Source organism: Ruegeria sp. BF6, from assembly GCF_056538665.1.
Genome location: NZ_JBQFTN010000001.1, coordinates 129,415 through 150,415, shown reverse-complemented (window position 1 = coordinate 150,415; position 21,001 = coordinate 129,415). Strand labels below are relative to the sequence as shown.

At 59.3% G+C, this 21,001-nt stretch carries 22 protein-coding genes; 14 read left to right on the top strand and 8 right to left on the bottom strand.

The window, feature by feature from the left end:
- Positions 1 to 184 precede the first annotated feature (184 nt).
- Entirely contained in the window at positions 185 to 619 is a 435-nt protein-coding gene (locus tag ACR0IM_RS00755; protein ID WP_480680542.1) for a hypothetical protein, read from the top strand.
- Here the strand turns inward: ACR0IM_RS00755 and ACR0IM_RS00750 are convergent.
- The 4 genes from ACR0IM_RS00750 to ACR0IM_RS00735 form a co-directional block, all read right to left on the bottom strand.
- Complete coding sequence (locus tag ACR0IM_RS00750) at positions 616 to 1,194, bottom strand: DUF924 family protein (protein ID WP_480593488.1); 579 nt, start codon at positions 1,192 to 1,194, stop codon at positions 616 to 618. The two genes, ACR0IM_RS00755 and ACR0IM_RS00750, sit on opposite strands and share 4 nt — an antisense overlap.
- 109 nt (positions 1,195 to 1,303) lie before the next feature.
- On the bottom strand, positions 1,304 to 2,575 hold the full coding sequence (locus ACR0IM_RS00745; protein ID WP_480680541.1) for an MFS transporter: 1,272 nt from the start codon (positions 2,573 to 2,575) through the stop codon (positions 1,304 to 1,306).
- Between the two features lie 114 nt (positions 2,576 to 2,689).
- Positions 2,690 to 3,736 (bottom strand): tRNA preQ1(34) S-adenosylmethionine ribosyltransferase-isomerase QueA, encoded by a 1,047-nt coding sequence (gene queA, locus ACR0IM_RS00740; RefSeq protein ID WP_480681428.1) that lies wholly within the window; start codon positions 3,734 to 3,736, stop codon positions 2,690 to 2,692.
- A gap of 31 nt (positions 3,737 to 3,767) precedes the next feature.
- Positions 3,768 to 7,148, bottom strand: a complete 3,381-nt coding sequence (locus ACR0IM_RS00735) for a YhdP family protein (RefSeq protein ID WP_480680540.1) — start codon at positions 7,146 to 7,148, stop codon at positions 3,768 to 3,770.
- A 68-nt stretch (positions 7,149 to 7,216) separates the two neighbouring features.
- Here ACR0IM_RS00735 and ACR0IM_RS00730 point away from each other — a divergent pair, with 68 nt between their 5' ends.
- The 6 genes from ACR0IM_RS00730 to aqpZ all read left to right on the top strand — a co-directional run bounded on the left by ACR0IM_RS00730 (position 7,217) and on the right by aqpZ (position 12,291).
- Entirely contained in the window at positions 7,217 to 7,678 is a 462-nt protein-coding gene (locus tag ACR0IM_RS00730) for a peroxiredoxin (RefSeq protein WP_480680539.1), read from the top strand.
- 85 nt (positions 7,679 to 7,763) lie between these two features.
- On the top strand, positions 7,764 to 8,579 hold the full coding sequence (locus ACR0IM_RS00725; RefSeq protein ID WP_480681427.1) for a ferritin-like domain-containing protein: 816 nt from the start codon (positions 7,764 to 7,766) through the stop codon (positions 8,577 to 8,579).
- A 179-nt stretch (positions 8,580 to 8,758) separates the two neighbouring features.
- Positions 8,759 to 10,084: a DUF5930 domain-containing protein gene (locus tag ACR0IM_RS00720; RefSeq protein ID WP_480640169.1), complete on the top strand. Its 1,326-nt coding sequence runs from the start codon at positions 8,759 to 8,761 to the stop codon at positions 10,082 to 10,084.
- A complete protein-coding gene (locus tag ACR0IM_RS00715) occupies positions 10,074 to 10,574 on the top strand; it encodes a bactofilin family protein (RefSeq protein ID WP_475209009.1) in 501 nt (166 codons plus the stop codon). The genes ACR0IM_RS00720 and ACR0IM_RS00715 overlap by 11 nt, the downstream gene beginning before the upstream one ends.
- A gap of 97 nt (positions 10,575 to 10,671) precedes the next feature.
- A complete protein-coding gene (locus ACR0IM_RS00710) occupies positions 10,672 to 11,481 on the top strand; it encodes a M90 family metallopeptidase (RefSeq protein ID WP_480680538.1) in 810 nt (269 codons plus the stop codon).
- Positions 11,482 to 11,604: 123 nt separating this feature from the next.
- A complete protein-coding gene (gene aqpZ, locus ACR0IM_RS00705; protein ID WP_480680537.1) occupies positions 11,605 to 12,291 on the top strand; it encodes an aquaporin Z in 687 nt (228 codons plus the stop codon).
- A 41-nt stretch (positions 12,292 to 12,332) separates the two neighbouring features.
- Here aqpZ and ACR0IM_RS00700 read toward each other — a convergent pair whose 3' ends face one another.
- Positions 12,333 to 12,881: a peptidylprolyl isomerase gene (locus ACR0IM_RS00700; RefSeq protein ID WP_480593463.1), complete on the bottom strand. Its 549-nt coding sequence runs from the start codon at positions 12,879 to 12,881 to the stop codon at positions 12,333 to 12,335.
- Positions 12,874 to 13,380 carry a peptidylprolyl isomerase gene (locus ACR0IM_RS00695; RefSeq protein WP_480593461.1) on the bottom strand — a complete coding sequence of 169 codons (507 nt, stop codon included), beginning with the start codon at positions 13,378 to 13,380 and terminating at the stop codon, positions 12,874 to 12,876. Before ACR0IM_RS00695 ends, ACR0IM_RS00700 begins: the two co-directional genes overlap by 8 nt.
- 135 nt (positions 13,381 to 13,515) lie before the next feature.
- Here ACR0IM_RS00695 and ACR0IM_RS00690 point away from each other — a divergent pair, with 135 nt between their 5' ends.
- The 6 genes from ACR0IM_RS00690 to ACR0IM_RS00665 all read left to right on the top strand — a co-directional run bounded on the left by ACR0IM_RS00690 (position 13,516) and on the right by ACR0IM_RS00665 (position 19,421).
- On the top strand, positions 13,516 to 14,706 hold the full coding sequence (locus ACR0IM_RS00690) for a phosphoglycerate kinase (protein ID WP_480640768.1): 1,191 nt from the start codon (positions 13,516 to 13,518) through the stop codon (positions 14,704 to 14,706).
- Between the two features lie 69 nt (positions 14,707 to 14,775).
- Positions 14,776 to 15,120, top strand: coding sequence for a lysozyme inhibitor LprI family protein (locus ACR0IM_RS00685; protein WP_480680536.1), 345 nt, complete (start codon positions 14,776 to 14,778; stop codon positions 15,118 to 15,120).
- A gap of 129 nt (positions 15,121 to 15,249) precedes the next feature.
- Positions 15,250 to 15,549 carry an FtsB family cell division protein gene (locus tag ACR0IM_RS00680; RefSeq protein WP_480593459.1) on the top strand — a complete coding sequence of 100 codons (300 nt, stop codon included), beginning with the start codon at positions 15,250 to 15,252 and terminating at the stop codon, positions 15,547 to 15,549.
- Between the two features lie 177 nt (positions 15,550 to 15,726).
- Positions 15,727 to 16,716 carry a pyruvate dehydrogenase (acetyl-transferring) E1 component subunit alpha gene (pdhA, locus tag ACR0IM_RS00675; protein WP_480593457.1) on the top strand — a complete coding sequence of 330 codons (990 nt, stop codon included), beginning with the start codon at positions 15,727 to 15,729 and terminating at the stop codon, positions 16,714 to 16,716.
- Between the two features lie 15 nt (positions 16,717 to 16,731).
- Positions 16,732 to 18,102, top strand: coding sequence for a pyruvate dehydrogenase complex E1 component subunit beta (locus tag ACR0IM_RS00670; RefSeq protein WP_480593455.1), 1,371 nt, complete (start codon positions 16,732 to 16,734; stop codon positions 18,100 to 18,102).
- A 14-nt stretch (positions 18,103 to 18,116) separates the two neighbouring features.
- On the top strand, positions 18,117 to 19,421 hold the full coding sequence (locus tag ACR0IM_RS00665; protein WP_480680535.1) for a pyruvate dehydrogenase complex dihydrolipoamide acetyltransferase: 1,305 nt from the start codon (positions 18,117 to 18,119) through the stop codon (positions 19,419 to 19,421).
- Positions 19,422 to 19,487: 66 nt separating this feature from the next.
- Here the strand turns inward: ACR0IM_RS00665 and cysE are convergent, their stop codons facing one another.
- Complete coding sequence (gene cysE, locus ACR0IM_RS00660) at positions 19,488 to 20,297, bottom strand: serine O-acetyltransferase (RefSeq protein ID WP_480593451.1); 810 nt, start codon at positions 20,295 to 20,297, stop codon at positions 19,488 to 19,490.
- A gap of 84 nt (positions 20,298 to 20,381) precedes the next feature.
- Here cysE and ACR0IM_RS00655 point away from each other — a divergent pair, with 84 nt between their 5' ends.
- Positions 20,382 to 20,720 carry a TraR/DksA family transcriptional regulator gene (locus ACR0IM_RS00655; RefSeq protein WP_480593449.1) on the top strand — a complete coding sequence of 113 codons (339 nt, stop codon included), beginning with the start codon at positions 20,382 to 20,384 and terminating at the stop codon, positions 20,718 to 20,720.
- On the opposite strand, the gene ACR0IM_RS00650 is transcribed toward ACR0IM_RS00655, so the two are convergent.
- On the bottom strand, positions 20,701 to 20,997 hold the full coding sequence (locus ACR0IM_RS00650; RefSeq protein ID WP_480593447.1) for a DUF7742 family protein: 297 nt from the start codon (positions 20,995 to 20,997) through the stop codon (positions 20,701 to 20,703). The genes ACR0IM_RS00655 and ACR0IM_RS00650 overlap by 20 nt on opposite strands.
- Positions 20,998 to 21,001 lie beyond the last annotated feature (4 nt).

Genomic DNA, 21,001 nt, shown 5'->3' with positions numbered 1-21,001 from the left:
TAGTTTACCATTAAACTAATTTTCACAACGCATCAACACACCATCCCCGCGACAAAAGCGACGCAGGGTCAACGGCATCTGTTTCTGCAGCTTTCAGCCTATACCGAGCACTTCTCAATGGCTAGAACATAGGTATCGGGCCCGCCCGCTCATTCCTTAACACAAGTCATTCGAAAGGCTTACGATGGCCAAAACACTCAAGGATCTGATGCTTGCTCTGCTCAACGCCACCCTCATTCTGGTGGCGCTCTGCCTATTTCTGGGGTGGAAACTGGCATCGACCGTGGAAGGCATCACCACGGTCTTTGAAGAAAAAATAGAGATTGTCGCGCCTCTCAAGGATGAAATCCGCGGTGTTCGGGGTGAACTTGCCGCCCTGCGCAGCGATCTTACCAATCTTCAAACAGGCGGCAATGTGACAGACATCGCCGAGAAAGTGCGGATTTCCACGGCATTGGTAACGCTGGAAAATCTGGAAGCCAGAATGCAGGAATCGCAATCCCGCATCGCGGAAATCACCGAGTCTCCGGATGCACTGATCAACACTGCCATAGAAAAATCGGCCGACGTGATTGCCAACCGAATTATTGCTGTTCGGGGATGCGTGCCGTCGTCCTAGCCAGCGGACTGCAGTTCCCGCACGGTGGCACCGTACCCGCCCATATCGACATAGGCCGCTTCGTGCGCGGTCATCGGGCGTTCAAGCGCTTCGTTGCGATAAGGGAACCGCCCGAACTTGCGGATCACCTCGCGATGGGCCCGTGCGTGTAACAGGTTGCTTGGATCGCTGTCCTTCATGTTCTGGCACATCAGACGGACACAACGTTCCTGATCGCACAGGTTTTCCGAGTGCATCATCGGCAGATAGAAGAACTGCCGCGCCGGTTCGTCAATCTTGAGGTCCCACCCCTTGTCCACCGCGCATTTGGCCGACGACAAGGCCGCGCGGTCCGTCGAGAATGCCTTGGCGCTGCCGCGGAACATGTTTCGCGGGAACTGATCCATCAGAATGATGTAAGCCAGTGACCCGCTGGGATATGTTAGCCAAAGAGAAAACTTGCCTTCACTCGCGGCTTCCCAGGTGGTCAAAAACCGTTCGCGAATGTCTGCATCCAAGGCGTCGTCTTGTAGATACCACCCCTCGGGGCCAACCTCATCTAACCAAAAACTCAATACGTCTTCAGGCCCTACCATTGCCCTAACTCCGTCGTGTTGCCCTCCCCAGGGACGTAAGGTTATTTAATGACGTTTTACAGATTTGTAACAGTAAAAAATTGCAACACTTGCGTCATAATCTTGTGTCCTAGGCAACATCTTGCGTTTCCTGCTCGGCTTCGGCCGCCTCGATGGCTACTTCTTGGGCTACTTCAAGAGCGACCGGAGAGGCCGTCGGATAGAACGTCGACATCGTTCCGGTCTCATAAACGGGGATCGCGGCACGCTGCGTCGTACGATAAAGCGCGTAGGCCGCCATCGTGACCAACAGGGTTGCGATGAACAGGAAAAAGCCCGAAGGGCCAAAAACCGCGTCCCCCATGAGCCAGCCAGTGATAAGCGGACCGGCGATGGCCCCAAGTCCGTTGATGAACAGCAGACCACCTGAGGCCGCGGCCATGTCTTCGTGGCTCAGAAAGTCATTCACGTGGGCGATCAGCAGCGAGTAGAGCGGGTTCGACATGCCGCCAATCACAAAGGCCGCACCCAGCAGGATCGGGAAAGTGACGCCGAACAGCATACCCGCTGCAGCAGCGCAGGCCCCTACCCCTGCAGCCAGCATGATCAGAAAACGACGATCCATTCGGTCTGACATCCAGCCCAGCGGGTACTGCAGCACCAATGCACCGACGTAGAAAGCAGCAATAAACGTGGAAATCTCAACAAGCGTCAGACCTGCGCGAGCGCCGTATACCGACGCCATACCGAACTGCGCCGAGAACACACCACCCAGAAGGAACATGCCCACGCAGCCCAGCGGCGAACTATTGAACAGTTCGCGCAGTGTCATCGGCTTGGTCGTGTCGAAGGCCGGCGTTGGTGAGATCGATAGCAGAATGGGCGCAAAGGACACTGAAACCAAAATGGACGCGACGACGAATGTGTCAAATCCAGCCGGGTCGCCCAACACGACCAACCCCTGTGCAGTGATGATGCCAATCATCTGAAAAATCATGTACAGCGACAGGGCCTGACCTCGGTTTTCGTTGCTGGCAGCGTTGTTCAACCAGCTTTCCGCGGTGACATACACACCAGAAAAACAGAACCCGATTACAAAGCGTCCAAGAATCCAAACAAGTGGATTGGTCATCAACGGATACAGGATCATGACAGCAGAAATGAACGAGGCCAGTGCCGCAAACACCCGTACATGCCCCACTCTTCGGATCATCTCGGGCGCAAAGCGTGAACCGCCTAGAAAACCCAAAAAATAGGCCGACATCACGAATGACATCTCAAGGGTTGAAAACCCCTCGATCTCGCCCCGAACACCCAGGATTGTACCCTGCAGGCCGTTGCCGACCATCAGAAGCCCCATACCAAGAAGAAGCGCCCACGCGCTGGAAAGGACCTGAAGCATTGGGGTCTCCGTATTATTTGCCGACCGGCATTAAGGATTCGTTTTGATATGAAAAACGGCTCAGAACCCGCTTGTCTACGACATTGCGGACGCGCGATCCCGCCATCGCGCCGTTTAGGGGATTAAAAGCGACGCATCCCCGTAGGAGAAGAACCGATATTTCCGTTCTATCGCATGGATATAGACATCGCGCATACGATCCCGCCCCATCAAGGCCGAAACCAGCATCAATAATGTGGATTTCGGCAGGTGGAAATTGGTCATCAGCGCATCCGCGACATGAAACTGGAAGCCGGGATAGATGAAAATGTCCGTTTCGCCTTCCCACGGCTCGATCTGACCCGAACGCGCTGCGCTTTCGATCAGCCGCAACGCCGTGGTTCCAACCGGAATGACCCGCCTGCCAGCTGCCTTGGTGGCGCGTATTTCTTCGGCTGCGGTGGCGCTGACCCGGCCCCATTCGGCGTGCATCTTATGCGTGGTTACGTCCTCGACCTTGACCGGCAGGAAGGTGCCAGCGCCCACATGCAAGGTCACATGACTGAACGTGACGCCGCGCGCGTGAAGCGCTTGCATCAGCGCCTGATCGAAATGCAACGAGGCTGTGGGGGCCGCAACCGCGCCCGAGTTGCGCGCCCAGATCGTCTGGTAATCAGTTTTGTCCTGCTCATCCGCCGGGCGTTTGGCGGCGATATAGGGCGGCAGTGGCATAGCACCCGCCTGCTCCAGGGCGGTGTCGAAATCATCACCCGTCAGGTTAAACCGTAGAAAAGCCTGCCCGTCCTCGACACGATCCAGCATGGCGCTAAGGTCGTCGGAAAACTGTATCTCTTCGCCCAGCTTGACCTTTTTCAGCGGTTTGATCAACGCTGCCCATGTGCCGTCGGCCTGCGGGTCCAGCAAGGTGGACTCAATCGCAGCAGACACCGGACCTTGCGCGCTGTCGCGGTGACGGCGGCCATTCAGGCGAGCAGGGATGACGCGGGTGTCGTTCAACACCAGCCGGTCGCCGGGTTGTAGCCAGTCTGGCAGATCAAACACATGCGCGTCCGACACCGCATCACCGTTGGCCACCAACATACGCGCCGAAGACCGTGGGTTGGCGGGCCGCGTGGCAATCAGGTCTTCGGGCAGGTGGAAATCAAAATCGCTGAGTTTCATGGCCGCGCCATACAGCGCCCGACTTCCCAGTTCAACGGTCTGATGCGGGTGCACCGAAAGTTCGTTTCGGTTCATCCGGTTTGATCGGCAGCGCGTTTGGTCCGTCAGTGACTTTGGGTGCCGGCGGCCTCAGCAGGTTGCGCAGGAACAGCGGCGCCAATCCGGATAGTGGGTTGACCGACACTTTCGGCTGCCGCAGCGGCCCGGTCAGGGTATAGTTAAAGCCAATGATGCCCTCGCCCTTCTTGGTAAAGACACTACCAATCGCATTGACCAGATAGATCGGAGAGATCGCGCCACGTAAGTTCAGCAATCCGTTGACCGTGTCGATGGTGCCGTCAAAGGACAAGCCCATCGACGGCCCGACCGCACTGCCGCTGAGAACCTTGACCTGCGTTGGCGTGATACGCATCCGGCTTTCGATGGTTCCGAAAAAGATTCCCTGCCCGGCCATTTCATCCAACAGACCAACAAGGCTGATGGCATTCAGCAGCGCGGCCATCGCAGGGGCGTCCTTGATACGCGTGTCGGAGATTTTCAGGTTTACATCGTAGTTGCCGGGGCCCGCGACCGGTTCCAGTTGCAGGTTCATCGATCCGCCGCGGGCCTGCGTGATCATACCGGCAGATCGCAAAACCGAACCCGCATCACCCGAAGTCAGCGTTACCGCACTGCGGCCTGCACGCGGCGAGACCTGTCCACGCACCGCAGCCCCGCCGTTGAAATTGGCGGTGAAGGCGCCGTTAACGCCCCCGGTGGTCTGAAACGCGCCTTTGAACCCGGTCAGGGCTATGGTCTCGGTGACCTGAAGGCGATCCAGCGTCACATCCAGACGGGGGCCGGGTCCGGAGGTTCCGCCACTGCCGCCACTGCCAAATGTCGCGCGTCCAAGATTCATCACCCCGCCCAGCACACGGATATCCGGCACCACACCGCCGCTATTGACCAGTTCGGCCGGAACCGCCAGCCAATTGCCCAAGTCGAAGGAGCTGAACTGCACACGGTCGAAATCCCCGTCCCGGAACGAGATCGACGCGGTGGTGCGCAACCCGGCGGCGTCCAGCTTGAGTTCATCCACGCGCAGGTTGCTGCCCAGCGTCGCCGCAACGGTCATCGAACCGGTTGATCCCGCCCCCTTGCGCCAGCCCAGTTCTGGAACGGCCAGCACGACACCTGCCAGATTGGACGACGCCGTCAGTTTCGGCGGTGTTCCCGCGCCAATACCCAGCGCGATTTCTGCGGTACCCTGCCCGGTCAGCATCCCCTTCGGAAGACCGGCCTTCAACTCGGTCATCAGGCGGGGGGACAGTTCGATCTGCCCCGTCAACTCGCTGCGTTGCGGTTCGGTGCCACCGATGGGTTGCCGCCATGTGGCCCGAAGCGGAACATCGCCAAACAGCCCCTCGCCCGAAACCACGACCGCCGTCTGATCACCCTGAAGATCAAGCCGATCCGCACTGACCGAAAACCCCGGAACAAGCTTGTCGCTTTGCACGTCATCAATCTCGCCCAGGAAATGGAATTCGGTGTCTTCGAATTTCAAGCCCTTCTTCATCGGCAGAGAAAGCGTTCCGGTCAGGCTCACCTCGCCGTCCGTCAAATCAACCGGCAGGTTAGCCTTGGTGAGCAACTCCAACGGCGGCCGGTCAAGAAGTGACAGCGCCGCCGTGGCACTGCCTTTGGCGGCGATCCGCGTGATCGACGGCGATATCCCCTTGATGCCGGTATCAGGGATGATGAAAGAAGTGCCGGTGGCATCAATCGCGCCGCCCTGATCGGCGATGACGTGACCCGATTCCGCCGTGGCAGTGAACCTGCGATTGATAAGGCTGGCCTGTCCCTGGGCGTCAACAAGTGGCGGCAAGGTTTTGGCAAATCTAATTTTTGCCTGATCGAACCCGAAATCCAGATAGATTTCCGGCTTGTTCTCGGGCTTCAGACGCAAGGCAAAATCAACGTCCGAGAACTGACCCTCATAGAGGTTCTCCGCAACCCATGTCCGCGGCTTCGGCGCCAGACGGTCTGGCCAGTAGTTCAACAGCTGATCCGCGTTCATGTGGTCCAGATGCGCATCCACTTGTACCGCCCAGCCTTCCGGCTCTCCGGTCAGCTTGCCCGAGCCCAGCAGCCGGTAATTGGCATCTTGGACCATGATCTGTCCCAGGCGCAGATCGAAAGGCGCTAGTTTCATCTGCATATCCAGTTCGGCCCGTGCCAGCTTCAGCGACTCGGGGAACAGATTGGCCGGGTTGATATTGATGCTGCTGAAACTCAGCTGCGAGGTCAGGCTTTCCAGCGCACCGTTTTCTATCCCGTTCAAAAAGGCCTTGCCCTCGCCCTGAAACGCCCCCCAGGCGGAAACCACCGACACCTCGTTGAAATCCAGTTCCTGACGGCTGGGGGTGTAGGTGAAATAAGTGCTGGCGGACTCGAACGGGATCGGGCGCGTTTCCTGTGTCGGCTGCACCGCACCTGCCCCCAGATTCAAAGTTGCGAATACTGGCCCCAGCGCCGAGTTACTATCGACGCTGCCGCGCAGCGCGCCTGAGATCGGAGCTTTGAGAACCTGCAGCCAGGACAACGCGAGTGTCTGGCCAGCAAGGTCTTCGGCGGGCAAATCAGTGATCGCAACGCCAAACCGTGCCTCTGGCGTGCCCAGGACGCTGGTGTAGTTCGCCTCGATCGAGCTGGCATAGTCCCTCCCGGTCAGGACTGAGAACCCGGTAGCCAAGTGCATTTCATCACCGTTGCGGGTGGCCGTAATGTGGCCGCCGTCAAACACCCAGGCGCGGCCCAATCGCAGGTCTTTGTAGTCAAGCGTCAGGGATTCCAAATCGACCGAACGCAGCCCCGACAACAATGGCGAAAGAAACACATCGTCCGATTGCTCGATCAGTTGCGCCAGATCTGGTGCCTTCTGCACCGGGGCGCTTCCCGACCCGACGGTCAGCGATAGGGCGCCGTCCAGACCCCTGGTCAGGTCGAATTGCGCGCCCCGCACAGTAATGCGGCGCGGACGAATCTGCCCCCGCAGCAAACCGCGCATCGACAGCCGGGTCCGCAAATCCGAAACCCGCGCGATCTGCTGCCCGGCGGCGTCGCTGATCGTCACATCCGTCAGTTTCAGACGGGGGCGCCATTCTTCGTTGACGATGAAGCTGGCATCGCCAAAGCGGAACTTCAGACCGCCCAAGCTCTGTTCCAGCCGCTGCTCGACCTTTTTTCGCACCCATTCCGGCGCGTGCAGGTTCTGACCAAACAAAAAGAACCAGCCCGCGAACACCAGCAAACCCAGCAACAGACATGTCCAGATGGAAAAATGTGCAGCGATACGGCGGCGCGACCGGCGGCGCGGGGGTTTCCCGGGCTGCGTCGCACTTTTGTCTTCGTGCTGCACCAATTTTCTATCCACGCCTTCCAACCCGCTTGCGTCGCCCTATGATCTCGGGCAGCCCTTAAAAAACTTTAGCGGAGTTTCCAATGCCCGACGTTTCAGACATCGCCCCTGATTTCACTTTGCCCCGCGACGGAGGCGGCGAGGTCACCTTGTCGGCCCTGCGCGGCGGCACCGTGGTTCTGTTCTTCTATCCCCGTGATGATACGCCGGGCTGCACCAAGGAATCCATCGGTTTCTCGGAACAACTTCAAGCCTTTGCCGATGCCGGTGCTCACGTTTTCGGCATCTCGCGCGACAGCGTCGCCAAGCACGACAAATTCGTCGCCAAGCACAACCTGACCACACCGCTTTTGTCGGATGAGGGCTCCTCGACGTGCGAGGATTATGGCGTTTGGGTGGAAAAGAACATGTACGGGCGAAAGTCGATGGGGATCGAGCGTTCGACCTTCATCGTCAACGCCGAGGGCAAAATCGCCCGTGTCTGGCGCAAGGTCAAAGTACCCGGCCACGTGGACGAGGTGCTGGAGGCCGTGCGCGCCCTGTGACCCCTCTCGACCACGGTCGCCATCCGGTCTAAGACCCGCACACCTGACCAAGCGGAGAGACCCGGTGTCGAAAACACTGACCCAGATGGCGACCGAAGTTCTGACCACGGCGGACGGGCGGGAAAAAACCGCCCTGTCCAAACGCCATGCGGCCGCGTGGTTCGCCTCGCGTAAGGAGGGCGTGCCCGCGATTGCGATCGGTACCGCGACACCTCCGCTGCAACCAGCGCGACCGGGCAGGCCGGAACTGCTGTCTCCGCGCGAGGTTCCGAAACGCAAGCCCGGAACCGAGGCGGGACGCATCGCACTGCTGCACGCGGTCGCGCATATCGAACTGAACGCGGTGGACCTGCATTGGGACATCATCGCCCGCTTTGGTCATGTACCAATGCCGACTGGATTCTATGACGACTGGGTCAAATGCGCCGAGGAAGAATCGCGCCATTTTGAGATGATCTGCGATTGTCTGGAAGGCATGAGCAGCCACTATGGCGCCCTGCCCGCCCATGCCGGCATGTGGCGCGCAGCCGAGGACACCGCCGAAGACCTGATGGGTCGACTGGCCGTAGTGCCCATGGTGCTTGAGGCGCGCGGGCTGGACGTCACCCCCGGCATGATCGACATCTTCCGCAAGGCAAAGGACGAGAGGGCCATCGCCGCGTTGGAAGTCATCTATGCCGAAGAGGTAGGCCATGTTGCCTATGGCTCGAAATGGTTCCATTTCTTGTGCGGGCGTCAAAATGCCGACCCCAAGGACGTGTTTCACAAATTGGTGCGGTGCTACTTCCACGGGGCGCTGAAACCCCCGTTCAACGAGGAGAAACGCGCCGAGGCCGGGCTGCCGCCCGACTTCTATTGGCCGCTGACTGAAGACCTGCCACCACCCGGTGCCGCGCAATAGGCCTGCTCAAGTTGACGTCATCGGCAATTTCCCGCCGAGAATTGGCGGGAATTACCTGCTTTGTTGTGTGAACTAGTTAACAAACTTGCCCAACGCACAAGTGCCCTCTATGCAGTTCGCCCAAGGGACGGACATCACTCACAACCGGTCCCGATCTTGGGGATGAGAGGTGAAGACGCGTGCGAACTCGTCTGGCAATCAAACTACACTCACTGCTCGAGCGGCAATTCCCGGAACGCCGGGTTTTCCTGAAATCTGACAACGACACGCGGTTCATCCGGCTCAGCTCGGAAACTCAGATCGCAGCCGTCGCCGGTGTGGCGGTGATCGTCGGCTGGACAGCGGTCGCCACGGCGATCCTGCTTATGGACAGCATCGGATCGGGCAACTTCCGCGAACAGGCCAAGCGGGATCAGGCGACTTATCAGGAACGCCTGAACATCCTGTCCGTCGAACGCGACGCGCGTGCTCAAGAAGCACTGGCCGCGCAGGATCGGTTCAACGCTGCGCTGAAACAAATTTCGGCAATGCAGTCAGAACTGCTGGCCTCGGAAAACCGTCGTCGCGAGCTTGAGACCGGGATCGAAGTGATCCAGACAACTTTGCGCGCCACGATGAAACAGCGCGAAGAAGCCCGTACCGAACTGGCCAGCGTCCAGGTCGAGGCAGATGACGGCGACATGTACGTGACCGCCGTGGCCACCCCCGAACAGATGACATTTATGACCGCGGCACTGGCCCGCACCGCGCAAGAGCGCGACCAGATCGCGGCCGATGCCAAGGACGCGCTGCACCAGCGCGATGAACTTGAGCTGGAAATCCAGCTGATGCAGGAACGCAGCGACGAGATATTCCGCCAGCTGGAAGAGGCGATGGTGATCTCGGTCGAACCACTGGACAAGATGTTCCGTCAGGCCGGTATGCCTACCGACCGTATCATTGAAGAGGTCCGCCGCGGTTACAGCGGTATGGGCGGACCCCTGACCCCTATCTCTTTCAGCACGCGCGGCGAGGACCTGACCCCCGACGAGATTCGCGCAAATGTTTTGCTGCAACAGATGGATCAGTTGAACCTGTACCGCCTTGCCGCCGAGAAAGCGCCGTTCGCCAATCCGGTGAAGTCCGTGGTGCGGTTTACCAGCGGATTCGGCAGCCGCCGGGATCCTAAAACCGGCGGGCGGCGCATGCATAATGGTGTCGATTTCGCCGGCGCTCAGGGCACGGATATCTTTGCCACCGCAGATGGTGTCGTCACACATGCTGGCTGGCAATCCGGTTTCGGGCGGCTGGTCAAGATCCGTCACGCCTTCGGGATTGAGACACTTTATGCCCATAACACCAAGATCCGCGTCAAGGTTGGTCAAAGGGTCTCGCGCGGGGATCATATTGCTGATATGGGTAGCACCGGACGGTCTACCGGCACGCATCTGCACTATGAGGTGCGCGTAAACGGAAAACCTGTAAACCCAATGACTTACATCAAGGCTGCGAGAAATGTTTTCTAAGAGCAAAATCAACGAGCCCGGATCCAATGCACCCGAGGCGGCGAAACCTGCCGCTCCGGCCACACCGGCGACCCCTGCACCGGCAGAAAACAAGGCCAGCACCGCGCCCAAGCCCAAGCCTCCGGCGTCGGTACTGTCCTCGGACCTGCACATCACTGGTAACCTGAAAACCACCGGCGACATTCAGGTCGAAGGCACAGTCGAAGGCGACATCCGCGCGCATCTGCTGACCATCGGTGAAACCGCCACCATCAAGGGCGAAGTCACCGCTGATGATGTCGTGATCAACGGCCGCATCGTGGGCCGGGTGCGTGGTCTGAAAGTCCGCCTGACTTCGACCGCGCGTGTCGAAGGCGACATCATCCACAAGACCATCGCCATCGAAAGCGGCGCCCATTTCGAAGGTTCGGTGCAGCGGCAGGACGACCCGCTGAACCCGGGCCGCAGCGCCAAGGCTGGCGCCAACCCGGCGGCCGAGGTCAAGCAGTAACGCTGATCCGACAACCGAATGATCAAACGCCGCAGGTCATCCTGCGGCGTTTTTCTTTTGCTCTTGCCGCCGGGACCGGTCGGTATAGGGTTCTGACATGCTGATCTTTTTCTCGATCCTTCTGCTGATCGCGGTTTTTTTCCTGTACCGCCACTGGTCCAAGTCGCAGGCGCGACAAGAGTTGCTGGCCACCCCCCTGACCGACCACCAGCGCAGGGTGATCGAACAGCAAGTGCCATTGATCCGCCGCTTGCCCTCTGATTTGCGGACCAAGCTGGACGGCAAGGTGAACCTGTTTCTGGATCAGGTGCAATTTCACGGGTGCGACGGGCTGGAGGTCACCGAAGAGATGGAACTGGCCATCGCCGCGCAGGCCAGCCTGCTGCTGGTGAACAGCGACCTCTGGTATGATCACCTGACGACGATCCTGATCTATCCAAGCGCCTTTAAGTCCCGCCAACGCAGGCAGGACGGCTTTGTTGTCAGCGAGAAGGAAATCGTGCGCACCGGCGAAAGCTGGGATCGTGGGCCGGTAATCCTGTCGTGGTCGCACAGCCGGAAAGGCGCCGCAAACGACCATGACGGGCAAAATGTTGTCCTGCACGAGTTTGCGCACCAGATCGACGACCTTTCCGGCGATACTAACGGCGTTCCGATCCTCAGCAACGGGCAGAGCTTTGCCGAGTGGGAGCGCGTCTTTCTAACCGCATACGACGCCCATGTGCGCGCCGTGGAACACGGCCAGCACACTGTTATTGATCCCTATGGCGCGGTGGGTCACGAAGAGTTTTTTGCAGTCTCGGTCGAGGTGTTCTTCGAACAGCCACGGCAATTGAAAGCCGCCGTACCTGAGGTATACGAACAATTGTCGAAACTGTTCCGGCTGGACCCGGTCAGTTGGGGATAGCCGCCCGGCCAACATCGCCAGTTCATTTCTGAACAGCCGGTTTGAAATTTCCCCGTTCCCTGACGTTTCACAAAATGCGATTTTTAAATTAACCTTAAATCAGTGTTTTCAGGAGGGATTTTCATGTCATCAAAACTCATGGCCGAGTTTTTCGGCACGTTCTGGCTGGTGCTGGGCGGGTGCGGCAGCGCCGTATTGGCGGCAGGAGTCGCGGATGTGGGCATCGGCTGGCTGGGCGTTTCCTTTGCCTTCGGCCTGACGGTTCTGACCATGGCTTATGCGGTCGGGCATATCTCGGGCGGGCATTTCAACCCGGCCGTCAGTCTTGGCCTGATGATGGGCGGTAGGTTTCCTGCCAGGGACTTGATCCCCTATTGGATCACGCAGGTGATCGGCGCGATTGCCGCCGCGGCTGTCCTGTATCTGATCGTCAGCGGTGCTCCGGGATTCGAGGGTGTCGGCGGATTTGCCTCGAACGGGTATGGCGAAGCATCGCCCGAGGGCTATTCATTGATGTCCGCATTGGTGATCGAGATCGTGATGACCGCATTCTTCATCATCGTCATTCTTGGCGCGACATCCAACTTTGCGCCCGACGGCTTCGCCCCGATCGCCATTGGTCTGTGCCTGACGCTGATCCACCTGATCTCGATCCCGGTGACAAACACGTCGGTCAACCCGGCGCGGTCCACCGGTGTGGCCCTGTTTGCGGATGCGCCGGCCCTTGGTCAGCTTTGGCTGTTTTGGGTCGCCCCACTGATCGGCGCCGCCATCGGAGCGCTGATCTGGCAGGCGATGGGCGACGACTGATCCTGAAAAAGCCCCGACGCTAAGCGTCGGGGCTTTTTAACTTATTCGGTGACGGTGACTTTTTTCATCATGTCGGGCTGACCGATCACAGCACCGTTGGGGCCATCGCCCCGCTTGATAGCATCGACCACGTCCATGCCCTCGGTCACCTGACCAACAACCGTGTACTGGCCGTTCAGGAATGGGCCCGGTTCGAACATGATGAAGAACTGCGAATTCGCGCTGTCGGGGTCCTGCGCACGGGCCATGCCCACGACACCACGGTCATAGTTGTAATCCGAGAACTCGGCAGGCAGATCAGGGCGATCCGACCCGCCGGTACCGGCACGGCGCATATCGCCGCCGATACGACCGAATTCAACGTCACCGGTCTGAGCCATGAAGCCGTCAATCACGCGGTGAAACACCACGCCATCATATTTGCCTTCAGCGGCCAAAGCACTGATCTGTTCGACATGTTGGGGAGCCAGGTCTTCGAATAGGTCGACGTTGACGATGCCATTGGCGCCCTCACCTTCGATCTCGATCTGAAGCCCGGTGGCCAACACAGGGCTGGCCAAAAGGGTGAAAGCTGCGGCCAGTTTATACATCCGAAGCCACCTTGACGCTGATCATGCGATCCGGGTTCGCAGGCGGCTCACCACGTACGATTGCGTCCACATGCTCCATGCCGTCAATGACGCGGCCGTAAACGGTATACTGACCATTCAGGAAGTGGTTGTCCTTGAAGTTGATGAAGAACTGCGAGTTGGCCGAGTCCGGGTTCTGCGACCGCGCCGCGCCCAGCGTGCCACGGTCATGCGGCAGTTTCGAAAACTCAGCCGGAACGTTCGGCAGCGACGAGCCACCGGTGCCCGCCATACGCAGGTTGAACCCGTCTTCCATATCGCCGTGCTGCACGTCGCCGGTCTGCGCCATGAAACCGTCGATCACACGGTGGAAGGCCACGTTGTCATACTCACCACCGCGCGCCAGTTCTTTCATTCGTGCGCTGTGCTGCGGTGCCACGTCCGGCAGCAGCTCGATGACGACATTGCCGCCCTTCAGTTCGATTATGATAGTGTTTTCGGGATCCTTGATCTCGGCCATGAGGCCCTCCTGTCGTTTGGTATTGCGCAAATACCTATTCGCCACGCGCATGAATGCCAAGTGACGCATTGACCTGAGGGCAAAATGCAGGAAAAGAACCGCCTAAATCTGTTTCACATTTCCGAGGATTGCACGATGGGCTGGAAAACTCTCGACGACATGGACCTGAACGGCAAACGCGTGCTGGTGCGCGTCGATATCAACGTGCCCGTGGTGGACGGGGTCGTGACCGATGCAACCCGTATTCAGCGCATTGTGCCGACCGTCCGCGATATTCTGGCGGCCGGAGGTAAGCCCATCTTGCTGGCACATTTCGGGCGTCCGGGTGGTGAGCGCCGCGAGAACCTGTCGCTGAAGCAACTTATTCCCACGCTTCAGGATGCCTTTGGCACCACAGTTCTGTTCGCGGCCGATTGTGTCGGCACCGAGGCCGAACTGGCCGCTGAAGCACTGCAACCCGGTCAGGTTCTGCTGCTTGAAAACACACGCTTCCACGCAGCCGAAACCAGGAATGACACCGATTTGGCTGCGGGCATGGCCAAGCTGGGAGAGGTCTATTGCAACGATGCGTTCTCGGCCGCCCACCGCGCGCACAGCTCGACCGAGGCCATCGCGCGCCTGCTGCCCTCGTGCGCTGGCCGCCTGATGCAAGCCGAGTTGGAGGCACTGGAAGGTGCTCTGGGCGCACCCAAGCGTCCTGTAACCGCCGTGGTCGGTGGTGCGAAGGTTTCGACCAAGCTGGAACTGCTGGGCAATCTGATCACCAAGGTGGACTATCTGGTGATCGGCGGTGGCATGGCAAACACGTTCCTTGTCGCTCAGGGCCTGAACGTGGGCAAATCGCTAGCCGAAACAGCGATGAAAGACACTGCGGCCGAAATCCTGGGCAAAGCCGAAAGCGCGGGCTGCACCATCGTTCTGCCCACGGACATCGTTGTTGCGGAAAAGTTCGAGGCCAACGCCCCGCATCAGATCCTGCCCGCCGATCAATGCACCGATGACGGCATGATCCTGGACGCAGGCCCCCAAAGCGTTGCAGCCATCAACGAGATTTTCGCCAAAAGCCAGACCCTGATCTGGAATGGCCCGCTGGGCGCGTTTGAAATCGAACCCTTTGACGCCGCCACCAATGCCGCAGCACTGAAAGCCGCCGCGCTGACCCGCTCGGGCCAGTTGGTGTCAGTCGCGGGTGGTGGTGACACTGTCGCCGCGCTGAACGCCTCGGGTGCGGCCAAGGACTTTTCGTATATCTCGACCGCCGGTGGCGCATTCCTTGAATGGATGGAAGGCAAAACCCTGCCCGGCGTCGCAGCTCTGGAAGGTTAAGCCTCGCGCAAATTGGCCGGTTGTCGGAACACGTGGTAATCTCTCCGCTTACCGGTGGAGAGTATTGCCATGAGAGTTTTTGCGTGCCTGATCGTTGCCCTGTATCCCCTGCCCGCTGTTGCCCAATCCAGTTGCGGCGGGCAGACCCAGCTGAACGCAAATTTCTGCGCTAAGGAGAAATGGGAAATCGCCGACCGCGAGCTCAACCGGATCTGGAAAGAAGTCAAGCCGAGGGCGGACGCACGCGGAGACGGTCAGGCCCTGCTGAATGAACAGCGCGCTTGGCTGCAAACCCGCGATGCCACCTGCGAGCCCGAGTTGAAAAGCGACGGCAGTGCAGCGCCATTGTTCTACTGGGCGTGCATGGAAGAGCAGACCCTGACACGCAATCAAGTCCTTGAGGCATTGCGCTGACAAAGGCTGTCCAACATTTCCAAAAAAGTAGGGGCCAAGGGATTCACAACCCGAATCACCTGTGACATAGTGTGATCAGATGCTCGCAAAGGGCACATTATTGAGGCAATTCATACGGCGGTAAACAGAGTGTCCCGTTCCCATCGGCCCGGTTTGGGCGCAGTCGTTTTCTTCATGGTGGCATTTATGCTGGGTGTGTATTTCACCTTTGCCGCCGTGCAGGGCGACTATGGCCTGTTCCGACGGGTCGAGATTGCCGCGGAACGGGACGCCCTGTCACGCGACCTGGCCACACTCAAGGCCGAGATCGCCGAAATGGAAAACCTGACCCGTCGACTTTCGGACTCCTATCTGGATCTCGACCTACTGGATCAGCAGGCACGCTCGGTTCTAGGCATGATCCGCTCGGACGAGATTGTCATTCGCTGATCCGGATCAGGTTTTTCGACAAGAAATCTCGGCCCGACAGCATCTTACACAACAAGTATTTGGCCTGTTTCCGCAGGATCGGACGCTGCGTCACATTTACCCTCGCCAGAAAGCCGCAAATGCTTTATGAGATAGTTTAACGCTAAACTATCTGTCCGGAAGGGGGAGATCGCCACGATGGCTGCGCGAAAAACCACAAAGAAACCAAATGTTTCTGCGGAAGAGCTTAAAACCTACTACCGCGAAATGCTTCTGATCCGCCGATTCGAGGAAAAGGCCGGTCAGCTTTATGGCATGGGTCTGATCGGTGGATTCTGCCACCTCTACATCGGGCAGGAAGCCGTTGTTGTCGGCCTCGAGGCCGCGGCCAAGGAAGGCGACAAGCGTATCACTTCGTATCGCGATCACGGACACATGCTGGCCTGCGGGATGGAGCCGGGCGGCGTGATGGCCGAATTGACCGGGCGCATCGGGGGGCTGTCCAAGGGTAAGGGCGGCTCGATGCACATGTTCTCGAAAGAGAAGCATTTCTACGGCGGCCACGGCATCGTTGGCGCGCAGGTTCCGCTGGGCGCCGGTCTGGCTTTTGCCGACAAGTACAAGGAAAACGGCGGTGTGACCTTCACATATTTCGGTGACGGCGCGGCGAACCAGGGTCAGGTCTACGAGACCTTCAACATGGCCGCCCTCTGGGATCTGCCGGTGGTCTTCGTGATCGAGAACAACCAATACGCCATGGGCACCGCTCAGGCGCGTTCGACCTCGACCAAGGACATCTACCATCGCGGCGAGGCCTTCGGCATCCCCGGCGAGATCGTCAACGGCATGGATGTTCTGGCAGTCAAGGAAGCCGGCGAGAAAGCCGTCGCCCACTGCCGCGCGGGCAAAGGCCCTTATATCCTGGAGATCAAGACCTACCGCTACCGCGGCCACTCGATGTCCGACCCGGCCAAGTACCGCACCCGCGAGGAGGTTCAGAAGGTTCGCGAACAAAGCGACCCGATCGAACACGTGCGCGAGTTGTTGCTGACTGGCAAACACGCCACTGAAGATGACCTGAAGGCGATCGACAAGGAAATCAAAGAGGTCGTCAATCAGGCCGCTGAATTCTCGAAAGAAAGCCCCGAGCCTTCGGTTGAAGAGCTTTGGACTGACATTTACGCCTGAGAGGACGAATAAGACATGGCAACCGAAATTCTCATGCCCGCCCTTTCACCCACGATGGAAGAAGGCACACTGGCGAAGTGGCTGGTAAAAGAAGGCGACACCGTATCCTCGGGCGATATCCTGGCCGAGATCGAAACCGACAAGGCAACGATGGAATTCGAAGCGGTCGATGAAGGTATCGTCGGCAAGATCTTGATCGTCGAGGGCACCGAAGGGGTCAAGGTCAACACCCCCATCGCGGTGATGGTCGAAGACGGCGAAGACGCCTCCGCTCTGCCTGCAGCTGCCCCCGCAACCGCTGCGGTGGCCGAGGCTGCCCCGGCGGCGGTTGAGGCCCCTGCTCCTGCTGCAACTCCCGCTGCTCCGGTCGTGGACCTGTCGCCCGATTGGCCCTCAGATGCCGAGATGAAATCCGAAACCGTCCGCGAAGCTCTGCGCGACGCGATGGCCGAAGAAATGCGTGGCGACGAAGATGTCTACCTGATGGGTGAAGAAGTCGCCGAATATCAGGGCGCCTACAAAATCTCGCAAGGCCTGCTGGACGAGTTTGGCCCTAAAAGGGTGATCGACACCCCGATCACCGAGCACGGTTTTGCCGGCATCGCGGTTGGCTCGGCCTTTGGTGGCCTGAAACCGATTGTCGAGTTCATGACCTTCAACTTCGCCATGCAGGCGATTGACCACATCATCAACTCCGCGGCCAAGACGCTTTATATGTCCGGCGGTCAGATGGGCTGCCCCATCGTGTTCCGTGGTCCCAACGGTGCTGCGGCCCGCGTGGCGGCACAGCATAGCCAGGACTACGCGGCTTGGTACATGCAAATCCCCGGCCTGAAAGTTGTGATGCCCTATTCGGCCGCCGACGCCAAAGGTCTGCTGAAATCGGCGATCCGCGACCCCAACCCGGTGATCTTCCTGGAAAATGAAATCCTCTACGGTCGCTCATTCGACGTGCCGCAGGTGGACGACCTGACCATCCCGCTGGGCAAGGCCCGCATCTGGCGTGAAGGCTCGGACGTGACCATCGTCAGCTTCGGCATCGGTATGCAATACGCTCTGGAAGCCGCCGACAAGCTGGCCGAGGAAGGCATCAGCGCCGAGGTGATCGACCTGCGCACCATCCGCCCGATGGACACCGGCGCGATCATCAACTCGGTGATGAAAACCAACCGTCTGGTGACCGTCGAAGAGGGCTGGCCGCAAGGCTCGGTCGGCAGCTACATCTCGTCCGTGGTGATGCAGGAGGCGTTCGACTACCTCGACGCGCCGGTCATCAACTGCACCGGCAAGGATGTTCCGATGCCCTACGCCGCGAACCTCGAAAAGCTGGCGCTGATCACCACCGAAGAGGTGATCGCCGCCGTCAAACAAGTGACCTACCGGTAAGGAGCGACAGACAGATGCCCACCGAAATTCTGATGCCCGCCCTTTCACCGACCATGGAGGAAGGCACGCTGGCCAAATGGCTGGTCAAGGAAGGCGACACTGTCTCCTCCGGAGACCTGCTAGCCGAGATTGAAACCGACAAGGCCACGATGGAGTTTGAGGCCGTCGACGAAGGCACCATCGGCAAGATCCTGATCCCCGAAGGATCGGAAGGGGTCAAGGTCAACACCGCCATCGCGGTTCTGCTGGAAGATGGAGAAAGCGCAGATGATATCGCGGCTGCACCTGCCTCGGCTCCCGCGGCTGCCCCCGCAGCCGCTGCGGGCAACGAGGCTGCCGCGCCAGCGGCGTCCGAGGCGCCCGCCCCTGCCCCGGCAGCTCCGGTCAAGGCAGATGGTGGTCGGATCTTTGCCTCGCCTCTGGCCCGTCGGATCGCAGCGCAAAAAGGCCTCGACCTGTCGCAGATAACCGGCACAGGTCCGCATGGCCGCATTGTCAAAGCGGATGTTGAAGGCGCGACTGCGACTGCACCGGCAGCAGCACCTGCCTCGGCGGCTGCAGCACCTGCACCCGCAGCCGCTCCGTCAGGTCCATCGGCGGACGTGGTGGCCAAGATGTATGAAGGTCGGGAATTCGAGGAAATCAAGCTCGACGGTATGCGCAAGACCATTGCTGCGCGCCTCAGCGAAGCCAAGCAGACCATCCCGCATTTCTACCTGCGCCGCGACATCAAGTTGGACGCGCTGCTGAAATTCCGCAGCCAGTTGAACAAGCAACTGGAAAGCCGTGGCGTGAAGCTAAGCGTCAACGATTTCATCATCAAGGCCGTCGCAAACGCTTTGCAACAGGTTCCGGCCTGCAACGCGGTTTGGGCTGGGGATCGCGTTCTGCAACTGAAGCCGTCGGATGTGGCGGTCGCCGTAGCGATCGAAGGCGGCCTGTTCACGCCAGTCCTGCAGGATGCCGACACAAAATCCCTGTCCGCGCTGTCGACCGAAATGAAAGACCTCGCCTCCCGCGCCCGCGAGCGCAAGCTGGCGCCGCATGAGTATCAGGGCGGCACCTTTGCGATCTCGAACCTCGGCATGTTTGGCATCGACAACTTCGACGCCATCGTGAACCCTCCTCATGCCGGTATTCTGGCCGTAGGCTCCGGCGTCAAAAAGCCGGTTGTCGGCGATGACGGAGAACTGACCGTGGCCACCGTGATGTCGGTCACCATGTCGGTCGATCACCGGGTAATCGACGGTGCACTGGGAGCCGAGCTGCTGCAGGCCATTGTCGACAATCTGGAAAACCCGATGGTCATGCTGGCCTGATCCACCCCAAGAACAAATAAAGCCGCCTCAGCCCCGAGGCGGCTTTTTTCGTTCATTAGTACCGGTTTACTTGTCTTTGCCCAGCATGTGATCCATCGAGATCGACGGCTGATCGCACCCGGCTTCGCCTACGATCTTGGCCGGTATACCGGCAACTGTCGTGCAGGCGGGCACCTCTTGCAGAACTACTGAACCGGCAGCAATGCGGCTGCAATGGCCGACCTCGATATTGCCCAGAACCTTGGCCCCGGCCCCGATCAGAACACCGTCGCCGATCGTGGGATGGCGCTGCTCTTCTTCCTTACCGGTTCCGCCCAGCGTAACCGAATGCAGCATCGAGACGTTATCGCCTACCACGGCCGTTTCACCGATCACGATAGAGTGGGCATGGTCGATCATGATGCCCTTGCCGATGCGGGCAGCAGGATGAATGTCGATCCCGAAAATCTCGGACGAGCGCATCTGGAAGAAATACGCCAGATCATGGCGGCCTTTGGTCCACAGCCAATGTGCCACACGATAGGCCTGCATCGCCTGATACCCTTTGAAGTATAGGATTGGCTGCAGCAAACGGTGGCATGCCGGGTCGCGCTCATAGACAGCCATCAGGTCCGCGCGCGCGGCCTCAATCAGCGACAGGTCATCTGCATAGGCTTCGTCCACGATTTCGCGCAGTACCATCATCGACATTTCGTTCGAGCACAGCTTGGCCGACACCCGATAGGACAGGGCCCGCTCGAGGCTGCGGTGGTGCAGGATACAGGCGTGTACCAGACCGCCCATCAACGGCTCATTCTCGACGGCTGCCTGAGCTTCGGTCGTGATACGGGTCCAGACCGGATCAACCGGTCTCACGTGACTGCGCTTTTCCAACATGGTTTTTGATCCTTTGCTGCGCCTAGAATGCCATTTAGTGGTAAAAACACCAAACGCAAACCCGTGATCTGCAGGGTAACGAAAATGAATGACACTGAATTGGCAGGCTTTACGGCAAGGATAAAGGCGCGATTGGCCGAGATTGCAGATCACTCGGCAACGGAAAAAGACGCGCAGGCCATTGTTGAACTGGACCAGCAGGCCGTCGGGCGCCTCAGCAGAATGGACGCGCTGCAGAATCAGGCGATGGCCAAGGCGCAGCAGGCCAATCGGGATATCGAAACGTGGCGTTTGCAGGCCGCGCTGATCCGCATTCAAGAAGGGGATTTTGGGTATTGCGAGGATTGCGGCGACGAGATTCCCAAAGGCCGGCTGAACCTCGATCTCGCCGCGACCAAGTGCGTCAGCTGTGCGTCCGGCTAATCTGAAACCGGATCAGATGGTGCAGAACCGTCTCAAAACACTGACAATATTGCAGGTCGTCAAAACCCGGCTCATCCGCCAACCGCCTGTTGCGCGCCGCTGCCATCAACGAGCCATTGCCGAACAATGGATGAAGCCGCCCGGTCTGGCCGACATGTTTGTCGGCCAGTTCCGCTTCGTGGATCATGCGGGTGCAGAGACGATCTCGGTCCAGCGGCGGCGTGGCCAGCAGGACACGCGCTGCGGCGCTGACATCTCCGTGCAAGACAGGGCGCATGACG

Excerpts from the sequence above, each read along its gene's own strand:
- ACR0IM_RS00755 (WP_480680542.1), top strand. The coding sequence starts at position 185 with ATGGCCAAAACACTCAAGGATCTGATGCTTGCTCTGCTCAACGCCACC.
- ACR0IM_RS00750 (WP_480593488.1), bottom strand. The coding sequence starts at position 1,194 with ATGGTAGGGCCTGAAGACGTATTGAGTTTTTGGTTAGATGAGGTTGGC.
- ACR0IM_RS00745 (WP_480680541.1), bottom strand. The coding sequence starts at position 2,575 with ATGCTTCAGGTCCTTTCCAGCGCGTGGGCGCTTCTTCTTGGTATGGGG.
- queA (WP_480681428.1), bottom strand. The coding sequence starts at position 3,736 with ATGAAACTCAGCGATTTTGATTTCCACCTGCCCGAAGACCTGATTGCC.
- ACR0IM_RS00730 (WP_480680539.1), top strand. The coding sequence starts at position 7,217 with ATGCCCGACGTTTCAGACATCGCCCCTGATTTCACTTTGCCCCGCGAC.
- ACR0IM_RS00725 (WP_480681427.1), top strand. The coding sequence starts at position 7,764 with ATGGCGACCGAAGTTCTGACCACGGCGGACGGGCGGGAAAAAACCGCC.
- ACR0IM_RS00715 (WP_475209009.1), top strand. The coding sequence starts at position 10,074 with ATGTTTTCTAAGAGCAAAATCAACGAGCCCGGATCCAATGCACCCGAG.
- ACR0IM_RS00710 (WP_480680538.1), top strand. The coding sequence starts at position 10,672 with ATGCTGATCTTTTTCTCGATCCTTCTGCTGATCGCGGTTTTTTTCCTG.
- aqpZ (WP_480680537.1), top strand. The coding sequence starts at position 11,605 with ATGTCATCAAAACTCATGGCCGAGTTTTTCGGCACGTTCTGGCTGGTG.
- ACR0IM_RS00700 (WP_480593463.1), bottom strand. The coding sequence starts at position 12,881 with ATGTATAAACTGGCCGCAGCTTTCACCCTTTTGGCCAGCCCTGTGTTG.
- ACR0IM_RS00695 (WP_480593461.1), bottom strand. The coding sequence starts at position 13,380 with ATGGCCGAGATCAAGGATCCCGAAAACACTATCATAATCGAACTGAAG.
- ACR0IM_RS00690 (WP_480640768.1), top strand. The coding sequence starts at position 13,516 with ATGGGCTGGAAAACTCTCGACGACATGGACCTGAACGGCAAACGCGTG.
- ACR0IM_RS00685 (WP_480680536.1), top strand. The coding sequence starts at position 14,776 with ATGAGAGTTTTTGCGTGCCTGATCGTTGCCCTGTATCCCCTGCCCGCT.
- pdhA (WP_480593457.1), top strand. The coding sequence starts at position 15,727 with ATGGCTGCGCGAAAAACCACAAAGAAACCAAATGTTTCTGCGGAAGAG.
- ACR0IM_RS00670 (WP_480593455.1), top strand. The coding sequence starts at position 16,732 with ATGGCAACCGAAATTCTCATGCCCGCCCTTTCACCCACGATGGAAGAA.
- ACR0IM_RS00665 (WP_480680535.1), top strand. The coding sequence starts at position 18,117 with ATGCCCACCGAAATTCTGATGCCCGCCCTTTCACCGACCATGGAGGAA.
- cysE (WP_480593451.1), bottom strand. The coding sequence starts at position 20,297 with ATGTTGGAAAAGCGCAGTCACGTGAGACCGGTTGATCCGGTCTGGACC.
- ACR0IM_RS00655 (WP_480593449.1), top strand. The coding sequence starts at position 20,382 with ATGAATGACACTGAATTGGCAGGCTTTACGGCAAGGATAAAGGCGCGA.
- ACR0IM_RS00650 (WP_480593447.1), bottom strand. The coding sequence starts at position 20,997 with ATGCGCCCTGTCTTGCACGGAGATGTCAGCGCCGCAGCGCGTGTCCTG.